This is a genomic window from Pseudomonas sp. HY13-MNA-CIBAN-0226, assembly GCF_040310305.1.
In the GTDB taxonomy this organism is placed as follows: domain Bacteria; phylum Pseudomonadota; class Gammaproteobacteria; order Pseudomonadales; family Pseudomonadaceae; genus Aquipseudomonas; species Aquipseudomonas gregormendelii.
Genome location: NZ_JBEOPS010000022.1, coordinates 1 through 15003 on the forward strand (window position 1 = coordinate 1; position 15003 = coordinate 15003).

A 15003-nucleotide genomic window follows, 5' to 3' on the forward strand; every position below is an offset into this window, starting at 1 on the left:
CTTGAAATACAAAACGCCCGATGCGGTGCATCGGGCGTTGGGGTGAAACAGATGTAAACCTATTTCAGGACTAGACAAACACTTACGCTTGCGGCCGCATGTGCGGGAACAGGATCACGTCGCGGATGGACGGGGAGTTGGTCAGCAGCATCACCAGGCGGTCGATGCCGATACCTTCACCCGCCGTTGGCGGCATGCCGTACTCCAGCGCACGAACGAAGTCGGCGTCGTAGTGCATGGCTTCGTCGTCGCCGGCGTCCTTGTCGGCCACCTGCGCCATGAAACGCTCGGCCTGGTCTTCCGCATCGTTCAACTCGGAGTAGGCGTTGGCGATTTCACGGCCACCGATGAACAGCTCAAAACGGTCAGTGACGTTCGGGTTGTCGTCGTTGCGACGGGCCAGCGGCGACACTTCGAACGGGTATTGGGTAATGAAGTGCGGCTGCTCCAGCTTGTGCTCGACCAACTCTTCGAAAATCATCACCTGCAGTTTGCCCAGGCCTTCGAAGCCCAACACCTTGGCGCCGGCTTTCTTGGCGATGGCACGGGCCTTGTCGATGTCGTTCAGGTCGTCTGCAGTCAGCTCAGGGTTGTACTTGAGGATCGAGTCGAACACGGACAGGCGCGCGAACGGCTCGCCGAAGTGGAACACCTTGTCGCCATAAGGCACGTCGGTACTGCCCAGGACCAGCTGTGCCAGTTCGCGGAACAGTTCTTCGGTCAGGTCCATGTTGTCTTCGTAGTCGGCGTACGCCTGGTAGAACTCCAACATGGTGAATTCAGGGTTGTGACGGGTCGAGACGCCTTCGTTACGGAAGTTGCGGTTGATCTCGAAGACCTTCTCGAAACCGCCAACCACCAGACGCTTGAGGTACAGTTCCGGCGCAATGCGCAGGTACATGTCCATGTCGAGGGCGTTGTGGTGGGTTTCGAACGGTTTGGCCGCCGCGCCGCCCGGGATGGTCTGCAGCATCGGCGTTTCGACTTCGAGGAAGTCGCGCTTCATCAGGAAGCTGCGGATGTGGGCGATGACTTGCGAGCGAATGCGGAACGTCTGGCGCACATCTTCGTTGACGATCAGGTCAACGTAGCGCTGACGGTAGCGCGACTCGGTGTCGGTCAGGCCGTGGTGCTTGTCCGGCAGCGGGCGCAGGGACTTGGTCAGCAGGCGCACGTTGGTCATTTCGACGTACAGGTCGCCCTTGCCGGAACGCGCCAGGGTGCCTTCGGCGGCAATGATGTCGCCCAGATCCCAGGTCTTGACCGCGGCCAGGGTGTCTTCAGACAAGGTTTTGCGGTTGACGTAGACCTGGATGCGCCCGGACATGTCCTGGATCACCATGAACGAGCCACGGTTGAGCATGATGCGACCGGCAACCTTGACCGGAATTGCAGCCTCTGCGAGCTCTTCCTTGGTCTTGTCCGCGTACTGTTTCTGCAAGTCTTCGCAGTAGTTGTCGCGGCGGAAGTCATTCGGGAAGGCATTGCCCTTGGCGCGCTCGGCAGCCAGCTTTTCCTTGCGCAGGGCGATCAGGGAGTTTTCTTCCTGTTGCAGGGCTTGCGGGTCGAGTTCTAGGTCGCTCATGTCTTTAAGTATTCCATCAGGTTCATTGTCCACAGCCTGCGGCTGGGGATCGCGGGCAAGTCGGATCGCCGCACCGCCGCTCCCGGAGGAGCCGCGTTTTTTCAGGCGATCCCGTATTGCACGTGTTACAGGCCTTGTTTCAGGCTCGCTACCAGGTATTCGTCGATGTCGCCGTCGAGCACCTTGTCGCAGTCGCTGCGCTCGATGTTAGTGCGCAAATCCTTGATTCGCGACGCATCCAGAACGTAGGAGCGAATCTGGTGACCCCAGCCGATGTCCGACTTGGTGTCTTCCAGGGCTTGCGAGGCAGCGTTGCGTTTCTGCACTTCCTGCTCGTACAAGCGCGCCCGCAGCATTTTCATCGCGGTGTCTTTGTTCGCGTGCTGGGAACGTTCGTTCTGGCAGCTGACCACGGTGTTGGACGGTACGTGGGTAATACGTACGGCCGAGTCGGTGGTGTTTACGTGCTGACCACCGGCACCGGAGGAGCGGTAGGTATCGATGCGCAGGTCCGACGGGTTGATGTCGATTTCGATGTTGTCATCGATTTCCGGCGAAACGAAAACGGCCGAGAACGAGGTGTGGCGACGGTTGCCGGAGTCGAAAGGACTCTTGCGCACCAGGCGATGCACGCCGATTTCGGTACGCAGCCAGCCAAAGGCGTATTCGCCCTTGATATGCACGGTTGCGCCCTTGATCCCGGCGACTTCACCGGCGGACAGCTCCATGATGGTCGCGTCGAAACCGCGTTTGTCAGCCCAACGCAGGTACATGCGCAGCAGGATGTTGGCCCAGTCCTGGGCCTCGGTACCACCCGAGCCGGCCTGGATGTCCAGGTAGGCGTTGTTGGCATCCATCTCACCGCTGAACATGCGGCGGAATTCGAGTTTTTCCAGGGACTCGCGCAGGCGCTCGACTTCGGCGGCAACGTCATCGACGGCGGCCTGGTCTTCTTCCTCGGCGGACATCAGCAGCAGGTCCTTGGCATCAGCCAGGCCCGAGTGCATCTCGTCGAGGGTTTCTACGATCTGCGCCAGCAGGGAGCGCTCGCGCCCCAGTTCCTGGGCGTAGGCAGGGTTGTTCCAGACACTCGGATCTTCAAGCTCGCGATTGACTTCGGTCAGACGCTCATGCTTTTGATCGTAGTCAAAGATACCCCCGAATAGTTTCGGAGCGCTCGGACAGGTCCTTGATGCTGTTAAGGATCGGGTTGATTTCCATGGCGGGCGGCACTCGTTGGCGAACTTTTGAAAGCCGGCGAGTATACCGTAATCAGGCTGTCACGGCAGCCCGCCTGGCGGCTTTAAGGGTGAATGATTTGCCCTGCTTGTCCCAGTGGGAGCGGGCTTGGTCCCACATTACGAGATACCCACCTGATTGCGCCCATTGTGCTTGGCCTGGTACAGCCCCTTGTCCGCCGCCAGGATCAGTTGCCGGCAGTCGCTGCCGTGCTCCGGCGTGATGGTCGACAAGCCGATGCTGATGGTCAGGCTGGAGCCTTCGGCCGGTGCGATGTGCGGGATTTTCAGGTCCGCAACGGTCTGGCGCAGTTTTTCCGCGACCAACCGGGCACCGCCAGGGGAGGTGTTGGGCAGCACCAGGGCAAACTCCTCGCCACCGTAGCGGGCCGGCAGGTCGGACGGCCGGGAGCTTGCATCGCGGATCGCCAGGGCGACCTTGCGCAGGGCCTCGTCGCCTTCGAGGTGGCCGAAGTTGTCGTTGTAGGACTTGAAGTAGTCGACGTCGATCATCAGCAACGACAACTGGGTCTGGTCACGCACCGACCTTCTCCATTCCAGCTCCAGGTACTCATCGAAATGCCGGCGGTTGGAAAGCCCCGTCAGGCCATCGGAGTTCATCAGGCGTTGCAGCACCAGATTGGTGTCGAGCAACTGCTGCTGGCTCACGCGCAATGCCCGATAAGCCGCGTCCCGCTGCAGCAGGGTCATGTAGGACCGCGAGTGGTAACGAATGCGCGCCACCAGCTCGATGTTGTCCGGCAGCTTGACCAGATAATCATTGGCGCCGGCGGCAAACGCCGCGCTCTTGATCAACGGGTCTTCCTTGGTCGACAGGACGATGATCGGAATGTCCTTGGTCGCCGGGTGATTGCGGTACTCACGCACCAGGCTCAGGCCATCGAGGCCGGGCATCACCAGGTCCTGCAGGATGACGGTCGGTTTGATGCGCATCGCCTGGGCAATGGCCTGGTGCGGGTCGGCACAAAAGTGGAAGTCGATGTTTTCTTCGTGCGACAAGCCGCGTCGCACTGCCTCGCCGATCATCGCCTGATCATCCACCAGCAACACCATGGCGGCGTTTTCATCGGTCTTGAAGTCGTCGAGCTGTAAATCATTCATGTGCGATCACCTGAGTACTGCCTGGGCCCGGAATGCTGATGAAGGTCTTCATTTTGTGAAAATCTCCAGCAATCGGGGCGCTATCTTTTCCAGCGAACGAATTTCTACCGCCGCGTCGATGGCTGCAGCCGCCTTGGGCATGCCGTACACCGCACTGCTTTGCTGGTCCTGCGCGATCGTCAGGTAGCCCTGCTGACGCATGAGTTTAAGCCCCTGTGCGCCATCGCGCCCCATGCCTGTAAGCAAAACCCCGACCGCATCGCCATTCCAGTGACTGGCCACGCTTTCGAAAAACACATCGATCGAGGGCCGATAGATCTCGTTGACCGGTTCGGCGGTATACGCCAGGGTGCCGTTCTTCAACAAGCGAATATGATGGTTGGTGCCGGCCAACAGCACCGTGCCGCTTTGCGGTGGCTCGCCCTCCTGGGCCAGGCGCACATTGAGGCCGCTGGCACTGCTGAGCCACTCGGCCATGCCGGCGGCGAACACCTGGTCGACATGCTGCACCAGCACGATGGCCGCCGAAAAATCCCGCGGCAGACCCTTGAGCAGCACTTCCAGCGCCGCAGGCCCGCCAGCGGAAGAACCTATGGCGATCAGCCGCTGGCGCGAGCCGGAGGTGCGTAACGTATTGGGGGCCGGGCGCTCGCGGTTGCCCTTGTCGCCAATCAGCCAGCCGATGTTGATGATCTTGCGCAGCAACGGCGCAGCGGCCTCCTGGGCGTTGCCGGCCCCGAGCGCCGGGGTGTCGACGACGTCAAGCGCGCCGTGTCCCATGGCCTCGAACACCCGATGCACATTCTGCTGGCGGTCGACGGTGACGATCACGATGGCGCAGGGAGTCTCGGCCATGATCCGGCGAGTGGCCTCGACGCCATCCATGACCGGCATGATCAGGTCCATCAGGATCAGGTCCGGCGTCTGCTCGGCACAGCGCTGCACTGCCTCGGCGCCATTGCTGGCGACCCAGATCACCTGGTGCGTCGGATCGAAGGCCACGGCGCGGCGCAGGGCCTCTACCGCCATGGGCATGTCGTTGACGATTGCGATTTTCATGCCCGTGCTCCTCCGATGAGCTCAACCACTGCATCAAGCAGGGCATCGTCATGAAAACTGGCTTTGGCTAGATAATAGTCGGCGCCAGCGTCCAGTCCACGACGGCGATCCTCTTCGCGATCCTTGTAGGAAACCACCATCACCGGCAGCGATTGCAGGCGGTTGTCGCGCCGCAACAAAGACACCAGCTCGATGCCGTCCATGCGCGGCATGTCAATGTCAGTAATCAGCAGATCGAAATCCTCCGAGCGCAGGGCATTCCAGCCATCCATGCCATCGACCGCGACGGCGACATCGTAACCACGATTGAGCAACAACTTGCGCTGCAATTCGCGCACGGTCAGGGAGTCGTCGACCACCAGGATACGCTTGCGAGCGGCCTCCACGACCTGATTACCCTGGCGCGCGATCCGCTCCAGGCGCCCGGTATTGAGCAGTTTGTCCACGGATCGCAGCATGTCTTCGACGTCGACGATCAGTACTACCGAACCGTCATCGAGCAGGGCTCCGGCGGAAATATCCTGCACTTTTCCCAGGCGTTCATCCAGCGGCAAGACTACCAGCGTCCGCTCGCCGATGAACCGCTCCACGGCCACCCCATAAATGGCCTCGCGCTCACGGATCACCACGACCTTTAGCGTCTCCTGGCCGCCCTGGCTGGCAGGGCGCTGCAACAGTTGGCTGGCCGCCACCAGGCCGACGTGCCGGCCTTCGTACCAGAAGTGCTGGCGACCCTCGACCTGTACGATGTCCGCGGGCTCGAGGTCGCACATGCGCTCGATGTGCGCCAGCGGAAAGGCATACGCCTCGTCACCGACTTCCACCACCAGGCTACGCACCACGGACAACGTCAGCGGCACTTCAAGATGGAAATGACTGCCCTCGCCCGCCGTCTGCTCCAGCACCACCGCGCCGTGTAACTGGCGGACCATGTGCTGCACCGCGTCCAGGCCGACACCACGACCGGAGACTTCGGTAACCTTGTCGCGCAGGCTGAAGCCCGGCAGGAACAGGAACGTCAGCAGCTCCTCTTCGCTCAACTGCGCGGCGGTCTCGGCCGGGGACAGATGGCGCTCGATGATGCTGCGCCGGACTTTCTCCAGATCCACGCCGCTACCGTCATCGCCGAGCTCCAGCACCAGCAGGCCGGCCTGGTGCGAGGCGCGCAGGCGGATCAAACCTTCAGCGGGCTTACCCGCCAGCACGCGCTGCTCGGGGGTTTCGATGCCATGGTCGACAGCGTTGCGCAACAGGTGCGTCAGCGGCGCTTCGAGCTTTTCCAGCACATCACGGTCGACCTGGGTCTTCTCCCCTTCGATCTCCAGACGCACCTGTTTGCCCAGGCTGCGACCAAGGTCGCGGACCATCCGCGCCTGTCCGGCCAGTACATCGGCGAACGGGCGCATGCGACAGGCCAGCGCGGTGTCGTACAACACCTGGGCGCGCTGGCTGGCCTGCCAGGCAAACTCGTCCAGTTCGGCGTTTTTCTCCACCAGCAGTTGCTGGGATTCGGCCAGGAGCCGACGAGCATCGTCGAGGGCTTCCTGGGCTTCCAGGCTCAAGCCCTGATCCTTGAGAAGCGCATTGAGGTTTTCCAGGGCGCGCAAGCCGTTGCCCTGCACGCGCTTGAGGCGCTGCATGGTGGCCAGGTGCGGCTTCAGGCGCAGGGTTTCCACCAGGGACTTGCTCGACAGGTCGAGCAGGCTGTTCAAGCGTTCCGCCGTGACCCGCAGGACCCGCTCGCCGGTATCGGTGGTGCGGCGGTTTTTCACCGGGGGTTCGGCGGGAGCAACAGGCAGTGGCTCGATCACCGGAACCGGGACCTCGATCACCGGCGCCAGCGCTTCGGGTTCCGGCTCGGCCATGAACGGCGCAATGGGCGTGCTGATCGGGGACGCGAGCGCCATAGGATCGAGCAACAGCCCCATAAGCGCGACGTAAGCTTGGATGTCCGCAATGCCCGGTGCGTTATCGGGCGTGGCGATGCGCATCAACAGGTCAGTGCCTTGCAGCAAGGCGTCGATGTGCTCGGGGCGCAAGTACAGGCGGCCTTCCTGCGCGCTGACCAGGCAGTCTTCCATCACGTGCGCCACGCTGACCCCGGCATCGACGCCGACGATCCGCGCCGCGCCCTTGAGCGAGTGGGCGGCGCGCATGCACGACTCCAGGTGATCAGCCTGGGTCGGGTCGCGTTCAAGTGCCAGCAAGCCGGCGCTCAGTACCTGGGTCTGGGCTTCGGCCTCCAGGCTGAACAGTTCCAGCAGCGAGGCATCGCGCATCTGTTCGGGGGTCATGTCAGGCTCCGGGTCACCGCAGACAGCAATTGTTCTTCATCCAGCCAACGCAGGCTGCGACCCTTGAACTGCAAGACACCATGGGTGTATTTGCTGCTGGCCTGGGTGCCGGAACGGGACGCCGCTTCCAGGACCCGTTCGTCGATGGCATGGATGCCGTCCACTTCGTCCACCTGCACCACCACCGGCCCACCGTGTGCGGCGATGATCAACATGCGCGGCATGGTGCGCGCGCCGGGGACCGCAACAGCGGCAGTGTCGAGCCCGAGCAACTCCACCAGCGACAGGCACGCCACCAGCGCGCCGCGTACATTCGCCACGCCCAGCAAAGCCCGGGAACGCTGATGCGGCAATGAGTGAATCGCCTGCATCGGAGCCACCTCCACCAGCGTGCGAGTGGCCAGCCCCAGCCATTCTTCGCCGAGGCGAAACATCAGCAGCGAACGTGTTTTGACGTCGCTCTCAACGCTACTGGAAACCTGTCCGCGATCTTCCTGCTGCAGCGCGTAGCGGTCGAGCAAGCGCGTAGCGGCAGCGGAATACACCGCACAATTGCGGCAATGTATATGCTCGCTCAGCAGCGGGCAGGACCTGTCACCGTGGACCCCGATGCGGTTCCAGCAGTCGTCGATGGCCTGGGCATCTGCATGAGTGAAGCTCAAGGTGTCGGAGGCGTTCATCGTTTACGCTCACTGTCAGCGGCGCGCTCGCTGCGCGCGGCGCGGTCCTGCAATCGTCTGGCACCCGCCGTATCGCCCTGGGATTGCAGCAAGACCGCCAGGTGCATCAACGCGTCGGGATGTTGCGGTTCAAGGTACAACGCCTTGCGATAGAAGCCCTGGGCCTCCAGGGCGCTGCCGGCTATGTCACTGAGCAAGCCCAGCCAGTAGAACACCTGAGCCACCGGTTCGTGGCTGCGCAGGTAGCTCTCGCATGCAGCGCGGGCCTCGGCGCTCTTGCCCTCGTTGGCCAGCGCGGCGATGTTCACCAACAAAGCGGCGGCGTCCGACGGCGGTGTTTTTACCGCCCGCGGCGCGGGAGCCACGGTTGCAAAGGGTCGGGGACGCGCTGGCGCCACGTAGCTCACCGGCTGGCGCTGGGCCTGCGGGGTTGGCAGGACGGTTGGCAGGAAAGCCGCAACCGGCTCGGGTGCCGCCTGGCGACTGAACGCAAAGGACTGCGGGATGCCGATCGAGCGCATGCCAAAACGTCCCAGCAGACTGCCTTCGGCGGGGCCAATGAACAGCACGCCGTCGACGTGGGTCAGGCGCTTGAGCACTTCAAAGACCTGCTGCTGGGTCGGCAGGTCGAAATAGATCAGCAGGTTGCGGCAGAACACGAAATCGTAGGCGGGCTCGTTGGCCAGCAGGGTCGGATCGAGCAGATTGCCGACCTGCAGCCGCACCTGGTCCAGGACTCGCTCGTCGAGGCGATAGCCCTCGTCTTCAGCGGTGAAATAGCGCTCGCGAAATTCGATGTCCTGGCCGCGAAACGAATTGTTGCCATACACCGCGCGCCGGGCTTTTTCCAACGACAGTGGGCTGACATCCATGCCCTCGACCTTGAACTGATGCGGCTTGAGGCCGGCGTCGAGCAGCGCCATGGCAATCGAGTACGGCTCCTCGCCAGTTGAGCAAGGCAGGCTGAGAATCCGCAGGGCGCGCAGGTTGTTGATTTGCGCCAGGCGCGTGGCCGCCAGCTTCGCCAGGGTGGCGAAGGATTCCGGGTAACGGAAGAACCAGGTCTCGGGCACGATCACGGCTTCGATCAGCGCCTGCTGCTCGTCCCGCGAGCCCTGCAGGCGGTGCCAGTAGTCGTCGGCGGTCAGCGCATGATTGGCCGTGCTGCGTTGGCGCACGGCGCGCTCGATGATGGCTGGCCCCACCGATGTCACGTCGAGGCCGATGCGTTCCTTGAGGAAGTCGAAAAACCGCTGATCGCTGCTCATGACCGCTCCTCATGCAGCGCCGGGTCCAGAGGCTGGGCCGGAAACAGCAGCGCGCGCACCGAGTCGTCCAGCAGGTCGGCGATCCGTATCCATTGCAGCAAACCCTGGGCATCTTCGCGCACCGGCCCGAGGTACGGCGCCTGGCGATTGTCCAGGCCATATGGCTGGAACTGCGAAGGATGGCAGCGCAGGGTGTCGGTGGCCTGCTCGAGGATCAGCCCGAGCAGTTGCGCCGGCGCGGTCTCATCAGCACGGTAGTGCACCAGCACCAGCCGCGTGCTGGTACGTAGCTGTGCCGGTCGGCCGAAGGTCAGCGCGCTGAGATCGATCACCGGCACGACCGCGCCACGATAGGCAAACACTCCGGCCACCCAGGCCGGCGCCTTGGCAATTGGCTTTAGCGGCACGCGCGGCAGTACTTCCGCCACGTCGATCGCTTGTAAGGCATAGCGCTCGTCGCCGATGCGAAACACCAGAAACAAGGACTGTTTTGCCGGCGCCACGGCGGCGCGTCTGCCTGCGAGTTCGCTCATCAGACTTTGAATCGCGACACGCCGCCACGCAAGCCCACAGCCACCTGGCTCAGTTCGTCAATGGCGAAACTGGCCTGGCGCAGAGACTCGACTGTCTGGCTGCTGGCATCACCCAACTGTACCAGCGCATGGTTGATCTGTTCCGCGCCGGTGGCCTGAGCCTGCATGCCTTCGTTGACCATCAGCACCCGAGGCGCCAGCGCCTGGACCTGATGGATGATCTGCGACAGCTGTTCGCCGACCTGCTGCACCTCGGACATGCCGCGGCGCACTTCCTCGGAGAATTTGTCCATGCCCATGACACCCGCCGACACCGCCGACTGGATCTCGCGCACCATTTGCTCGATGTCGTAAGTGGCCACGGCAGTCTGGTCCGCCAGGCGCCGGACTTCGGTGGCAACCACGGCAAACCCGCGGCCGTATTCCCCGGCTTTTTCCGCTTCGATGGCGGCGTTGAGCGACAGCAGGTTGGTCTGGTCGGCTACCTTGACGATGGTCACCACCACCTGATTGATGTTGCCGGCTTTCTCATTGAGGATCGCCAGCTTGGCGTTGACCAGGTCGGCAGCCCCCATCACCGAATGCATGGTGTCTTCCATGCGCGCCAGGCCTTGCTGGCCAGAACCCGCCGCCACCGAGGCCTGGTCGGCGGCGGAGGAGACTTCAGTCATGGTGCGCACCAGGTCCCGCGACGTCGCGGCGATTTCCCGGGAAGTCGCGCCGATCTCGGTGGTGGTGGCCGCCGTTTCGGTGGCCGTGGCCTGCTGCTGCCTGGACGTGGCGGCGATCTCGGTCACCGAAGTCGTCACCTGTACCGACGAGCGCTGGGCTTGCGACACCAGCGCAGTGAGTTCAGTCATCATGTCGTTGAAGCCGGTTTCGACGGCGCCAAACTCATCCTTGCGATCCAGGTTGAGACGGCCGCTGAGGTCACCGGTACGCATGATTTCGAGGATGTTCACAATGCGGTTCATCGGCGCCATGATGGCGCGCATCAACAGCAGGCCGCACAGGCCGGCGGCCAGTACTGCGATCAGCAGCGAGATGCCCATGATGATCTTGGCCGTGAGTACCGCGTTATCGATGGCGATGATGTCCTGGTCGGCCACTGCCTTGTTCTGGCGAATGATGTCATTGAGCTTGACCCGCCCGGCTTTCCAGGCCGGGGTCAATTGCTCGTCGAACAGACGGATCGCCTCGACCTCCTGATTGCGCTTGTGCAAGTCGAGCACTGCGGCAAGGGTTTTCTTGTAGTCCTGGTGCAGTTTTTCGAAGGTGGCGTACTCGATCTTGTCCTCATCCGTGGTGAAAGTGCCCTGGTAGTTGCTCATCTGCTCCAGCAAACGGGCCTCGAAGGCATTGAACTCGGCCTCGTCCGCAGCACTGACACCCTGCCCCTCCTTGAGTCCGAGCATGTGCTGGATATGCAGGTAACTGTCGGACCAGGCGCCGCGAATCATCGAGCTGTAATACACCCCCGGCAACGCATCTTCACGGACGCTGGCCTCACTTTCCTCGATCTTGAGTAGACGGGAATAGGAGACAATGACCATCAGCAGCATGATGGCGATGATTACCGCAAAGCTCGCCAAAATGCGTTGGCGCAACGTCCAGTTCTTCACAGTCAGTCCTCGGAGCCATATCAAATGCTGCCGAGTATAGCTGAGGGCGCTGTTTCATTTATAAGACAGATGCAGACCAATTCTCATCCCGATGAATGAGGAAGGCGGCGTGGCTGCAAATGACCACGCCAGCGAGCCAGACCCTACACGACAGCCTGGCGCACCTGCTTTTCCAGTTCAACCTTCAAACCCGGTTCGAGTTTGAGCTGGCGAGCCAGTTCTTCCAGGTAGGATTTCTCCATATAGCTTTCCTCATCCACGAGCATCACGCTGGCGATGTACATCTCGGCCGCCATCTCCGGGGTTCTGGCGGCGCGGGCAACGTCTGCAGGGTCCAGCGGCTTGTTGAGCTCGGCGTGCAACCAGTGCTGCAATTCCTGATCGTTGTCGAGCTTGGTGAATTCGCCTTCGATCAGCTCACGTTCGCGCTCATCGACATGACCATCCGCCTTGGCCGCCGCCACCAGCGCCTTGAGGATCGCCTGGCTGTGTTCCTCAACCTGGGCGGGCGGCACCCGGTCCACGGTTTGCGGTTCCTGCTTCGGTGCCGTGCCCTGCTGGGCCTGCCAGTTGCCATAAGCCTTGTAGGCAATAACACCGAGCGCCGCGAGGCCGCCATAGATGGCGACCTTGCCGCCAACCTTGCGCACCTTCTTGTTACCCATCAACAGACCCATGGCGCCCGCTGCCAGAGCGCCACCACCGGCGCCGGACAGCAGCCCGCCGAGGCCGGACGACTTGCCGGAACCACCGAGCAAACCGCCCAGCCCGCCGCTGGATGACTTGTTGTGGGAACCTCCGGCCTTGTTTTGCAGCAGGTCCTGCCCGGACTTGAGCAATTGATCGAGTAAGCCACGGGTAATCATGTGTGCCTCCAAACATTCGGTCTATGGACAAATAAGGCCATCAGCCTAGAGCGAAAGTGCCCGAAGACCGCCAGAGAGAGTGCTTCGGAATGTTGCGTGCTTACACAGACCGTCCTGCTGACCATCAGAAAAAAAGATATACACTCCAGCTCATCTAAAAATAACGCCCACCGGGTAATTCTTCATGATGACCTTGCGTCAGATCCGTCATTTCATTGCAGTGGCCGAAACCGGCTCGATCTCGGCCGCCGCGCAAACCGCGTTCATTTCCCAGTCAACGCTGACCCTGGCCATCCAGCAATTGGAGCAGGAGATTGGCGTCGGCCTATTCAACCGCCATGCCAAGGGCATGACGCTGACCCATCAGGGGCACCAGTTCCTGCGCCAGGCGCACCTGATCCTGGCAACCGTGGACAACGCCAAGCGCAGCCTGCAACAGAGCACCGACCAGGTCGCCGGGCAGTTGATCATTGGCGTGACCAGCCTCGTCGCCGGCTACTACCTGGCTGATTTGCTCACTCGCTTCCAGCGCGCCTACCCCAACGTGGAACTGCGCGTGATGGAAGACGAACGGCCCTATATCGAGCATCTGCTGGTCAGCGGCGAGATTGATGTCGGCGTTTTGATTCTCTCCAACCTGGAGGATCGCCACGCCTTGCAGACCGAGGTCCTGACCCATTCGCCCCACCGCCTTTGGTTACCGGCCCAGCATCCACTGCTGGAACACGACAGCATCAACCTGGCCGACGTCGCACGCGAGCCGCTGATCCAGCTCAACGTTGACGAAATGGACCGTAACGCCCAGCGCCTGTGGTGCAGCGCCGGCCTGCAACCGCGGATCACCCTGAAAACCGCCTCGACCGAGGCGGTGCGTAGCCTGGTCGCCGCCGGATTGGGGGTTTCGATCCAGCCGGACATGACTTATCGCCCATGGTCGCTGGAGGGCGACATCATTGAAGCCCGCCCCATCGCCGATCTCAGCCAGACCCTGGACGTCGGCCTGGCCTGGCGGCGCGGTACGGCCCGCCCTCCATTGGTCGACCCGTTTCTGACCGTCGCCCGCGAACAACCCCACGGCGGGCGCAAGCCATCTATTTAATCGAACGCCACCTTCAGTATTTAGTATTTGTCGACCTCGGGGCCTCAGACTAGTCTTGTTACATCTATATAAGACGGCCGGGCCCCAGTCGCTGGGAGCACCATGGCCACACAAGAAAAGAGAACCCGAAAAATGGCTGGCGCGCAGACTCCGATCTTCACCGCGTTATTGATCGACGGCGAACTGGTCGCGGGCGAAGGCTTTGTCGAGCCGATTCTCAACCCGGCTACCGGCGAAGTGCTGACCCACATTGCCGAAGCCAGCACCGAGCAGGTCGAAGCCGCCATCCTTGCGGCCCATCGCGCCTTTGGCACCTGGTCGCGTACCACCCCGCAACAGCGCTCGGTGCTGCTCCTTGATATCGCCAACGCCATCGAAAAAAACGCCGACCTGCTGGCCCGCCTGGAATCGCTGAACTGCGGCAAGCCACTGCACCTGGCCCGCCAGGATGACCTCAGCGCGACGGTTGATGTGTTCCGCTTCTTCGCTGGCGCCGTGCGTTGCCAGACCGGCCAACTCAGCGGCGAATACCTGCCGGGCTACACCAGCATGGTGCGACGCGATCCGATCGGCGTCGTGGCGTCGATTGCGCCCTGGAACTACCCGATCATGATGGCCGCGTGGAAAATCGCCCCTGCCCTAGCCGCCGGCAACACCCTGGTATTCAAGCCTTCCGAACACACGCCGCTGTCGATCCTGGCCCTGGCCCCTGCCCTGGCCGAGATCCTGCCGCGCGGCGTGATCAACATCGTATGCGGTGGGGGCGAAGGCGTTGGCAGTCACCTGGTCAGCCACCCCAAAGTGCGCATGGTGTCGCTGACCGGCGATATTGTCACCGGGCAGAAAATACTCCAGGCCGCTTCGAAAACCCTGAAACGCACACACCTGGAACTCGGCGGCAAGGCACCGGTGATCGTCTGCAACGACGCCGATATCCAGGCCGTGGTCGAAGGTGTGCGCACCTATGGCTACTACAACGCCGGGCAGGATTGCACCGCAGCTTGCCGCCTCTATGCACAGGCCGGGATTCACGACCGCCTGGTGGCCGAACTCGGCGCCGCCGTCAGCAGCCTGCGCTTCGCCGGCAAGCGCGATGCCGATAACGAGATTGGGCCGCTGATCAGCACCCGCCAGCGTGATCGCGTGGCCAGTTTTGTCGAACGAGCCCTCGGCCAACCGCATATCGAACGCGTCACCGGCGCGGCCGTGCATTCCGGTGCCGGCTTCTATTACCAGCCAACCCTGCTGGCCGGCTGCAAACAGAGCGATGAAATCGTCCAGCGCGAGGTATTCGGCCCGGTCGTGACCGTGACCCGCTTCGAGGAGCTGGAACAAGCGGTGGATTGGGCCAACGACTCGGAATACGGCCTCGCCTCTTCGGTGTGGACGCAAAATCTCGACAAGGCCATGCAGGTCGCCGCACGCCTGCAATACGGCTGCACCTGGATCAACAGTCATTTCATGCTGGTCAGCGAAATGCCCCATGGCGGCCTGAAGCGTTCGGGCTACGGCAAGGACCTGTCCAGCGATTCGCTTCAGGACTACAGCGTGGTACGGCACATCATGGCTCGCCACGGACAGCATTTATAAAAGCGCACTACGCTAACAATTAGCCGTAAAGGCATTGGCTTGACCCC

At 62.2% G+C, this 15003-nt stretch carries 12 protein-coding genes; 2 read left to right on the forward strand and 10 right to left on the reverse strand.

All coding sequences use genetic code 11. The features are described 5' to 3' along the window. Positions 1-82 precede the first annotated feature (82 nt). The 10 genes from lysS to AAEZ05_RS22210 all read right to left on the reverse strand — a co-directional run bounded on the left by lysS (position 83) and on the right by AAEZ05_RS22210 (position 12267). The gene (gene lysS / locus AAEZ05_RS22165; protein ID WP_045060768.1) at positions 83-1585 is read right to left on the reverse strand and encodes a lysine--tRNA ligase; all 1503 of its coding nucleotides are present in this window, start codon (positions 1583-1585) and stop codon (positions 83-85) included. Between the two features lie 125 nt (positions 1586-1710). Next, positions 1711-2806, reverse strand: a protein-coding gene (gene prfB / locus AAEZ05_RS22170) for a peptide chain release factor 2 (RefSeq protein ID WP_122837662.1) whose coding sequence is annotated in 2 segments (ribosomal slippage) — positions 1711-2733 and positions 2735-2806 — 1095 coding nt in all. Because the reading frame shifts where the segments join, the coding sequence is not laid out codon by codon here. 137 nt (positions 2807-2943) lie between these two features. Further along, on the reverse strand, positions 2944-3945 hold the full coding sequence (locus AAEZ05_RS22175; RefSeq protein WP_350648908.1) for a diguanylate cyclase domain-containing protein: 1002 nt from the start codon (positions 3943-3945) through the stop codon (positions 2944-2946). 48 nt (positions 3946-3993) lie between these two features. Then, positions 3994-5004: a chemotaxis response regulator protein-glutamate methylesterase gene (locus AAEZ05_RS22180; RefSeq protein WP_350648910.1), complete on the reverse strand. Its 1011-nt coding sequence runs from the start codon at positions 5002-5004 to the stop codon at positions 3994-3996. After that, positions 5001-7298, reverse strand: coding sequence for a hybrid sensor histidine kinase/response regulator (locus AAEZ05_RS22185; RefSeq protein WP_350648912.1), 2298 nt, complete (start codon positions 7296-7298; stop codon positions 5001-5003). Before AAEZ05_RS22185 ends, AAEZ05_RS22180 begins: the two co-directional genes overlap by 4 nt. Continuing rightward, entirely contained in the window at positions 7295-7978 is a 684-nt protein-coding gene (locus AAEZ05_RS22190; RefSeq protein ID WP_350648914.1) for a chemotaxis protein CheW, read from the reverse strand. Before AAEZ05_RS22190 ends, AAEZ05_RS22185 begins: the two co-directional genes overlap by 4 nt. Next, a complete protein-coding gene (locus AAEZ05_RS22195) occupies positions 7975-9246 on the reverse strand; it encodes a CheR family methyltransferase (RefSeq protein WP_350600677.1) in 1272 nt (423 codons plus the stop codon). Before AAEZ05_RS22195 ends, AAEZ05_RS22190 begins: the two co-directional genes overlap by 4 nt. After that, the gene (locus AAEZ05_RS22200) at positions 9243-9779 is read right to left on the reverse strand and encodes a chemotaxis protein CheW (protein WP_350648916.1); all 537 of its coding nucleotides are present in this window, start codon (positions 9777-9779) and stop codon (positions 9243-9245) included. Before AAEZ05_RS22200 ends, AAEZ05_RS22195 begins: the two co-directional genes overlap by 4 nt. After that, positions 9779-11401 (reverse strand): methyl-accepting chemotaxis protein, encoded by a 1623-nt coding sequence (locus AAEZ05_RS22205; RefSeq protein WP_045060775.1) that lies wholly within the window; start codon positions 11399-11401, stop codon positions 9779-9781. The genes AAEZ05_RS22200 and AAEZ05_RS22205 overlap by 1 nt, the downstream gene beginning before the upstream one ends. Positions 11402-11544: 143 nt before the next feature. Next, on the reverse strand, positions 11545-12267 hold the full coding sequence (locus AAEZ05_RS22210) for a tellurite resistance TerB family protein (RefSeq protein ID WP_045060776.1): 723 nt from the start codon (positions 12265-12267) through the stop codon (positions 11545-11547). Positions 12268-12451: 184 nt separating this feature from the next. Between AAEZ05_RS22210 and AAEZ05_RS22215 the strand changes: the two genes are divergently transcribed. Continuing rightward, complete coding sequence (locus tag AAEZ05_RS22215) at positions 12452-13366, forward strand: LysR family transcriptional regulator (protein WP_045060777.1); 915 nt, start codon at positions 12452-12454, stop codon at positions 13364-13366. A 132-nt stretch (positions 13367-13498) separates the two neighbouring features. Then, positions 13499-14956 (forward strand): gamma-aminobutyraldehyde dehydrogenase, encoded by a 1458-nt coding sequence (locus AAEZ05_RS22220; protein WP_045060778.1) that lies wholly within the window; start codon positions 13499-13501, stop codon positions 14954-14956. Positions 14957-15003 lie beyond the last annotated feature (47 nt).

What these genes read in the sequence shown, in the direction of transcription:
- lysS (WP_045060768.1), bottom strand. Translation starts at nt 1,585, where the DNA reads ATGAGCGACCTAGAACTCGACCCGCAAGCCCTGCAACAGGAAGAAAAC.
- AAEZ05_RS22175 (WP_350648908.1), bottom strand. Translation starts at nt 3,945, where the DNA reads ATGAATGATTTACAGCTCGACGACTTCAAGACCGATGAAAACGCCGCC.
- AAEZ05_RS22180 (WP_350648910.1), bottom strand. Translation starts at nt 5,004, where the DNA reads ATGAAAATCGCAATCGTCAACGACATGCCCATGGCGGTAGAGGCCCTG.
- AAEZ05_RS22185 (WP_350648912.1), bottom strand. Translation starts at nt 7,298, where the DNA reads ATGACCCCCGAACAGATGCGCGATGCCTCGCTGCTGGAACTGTTCAGC.
- AAEZ05_RS22190 (WP_350648914.1), bottom strand. Translation starts at nt 7,978, where the DNA reads ATGAACGCCTCCGACACCTTGAGCTTCACTCATGCAGATGCCCAGGCC.
- AAEZ05_RS22195 (WP_350600677.1), bottom strand. Translation starts at nt 9,246, where the DNA reads ATGAGCAGCGATCAGCGGTTTTTCGACTTCCTCAAGGAACGCATCGGC.
- AAEZ05_RS22200 (WP_350648916.1), bottom strand. Translation starts at nt 9,779, where the DNA reads ATGAGCGAACTCGCAGGCAGACGCGCCGCCGTGGCGCCGGCAAAACAG.
- AAEZ05_RS22210 (WP_045060776.1), bottom strand. Translation starts at nt 12,267, where the DNA reads ATGATTACCCGTGGCTTACTCGATCAATTGCTCAAGTCCGGGCAGGAC.
- AAEZ05_RS22215 (WP_045060777.1), top strand. Translation starts at nt 12,452, where the DNA reads ATGATGACCTTGCGTCAGATCCGTCATTTCATTGCAGTGGCCGAAACC.
- AAEZ05_RS22220 (WP_045060778.1), top strand. Translation starts at nt 13,499, where the DNA reads ATGGCTGGCGCGCAGACTCCGATCTTCACCGCGTTATTGATCGACGGC.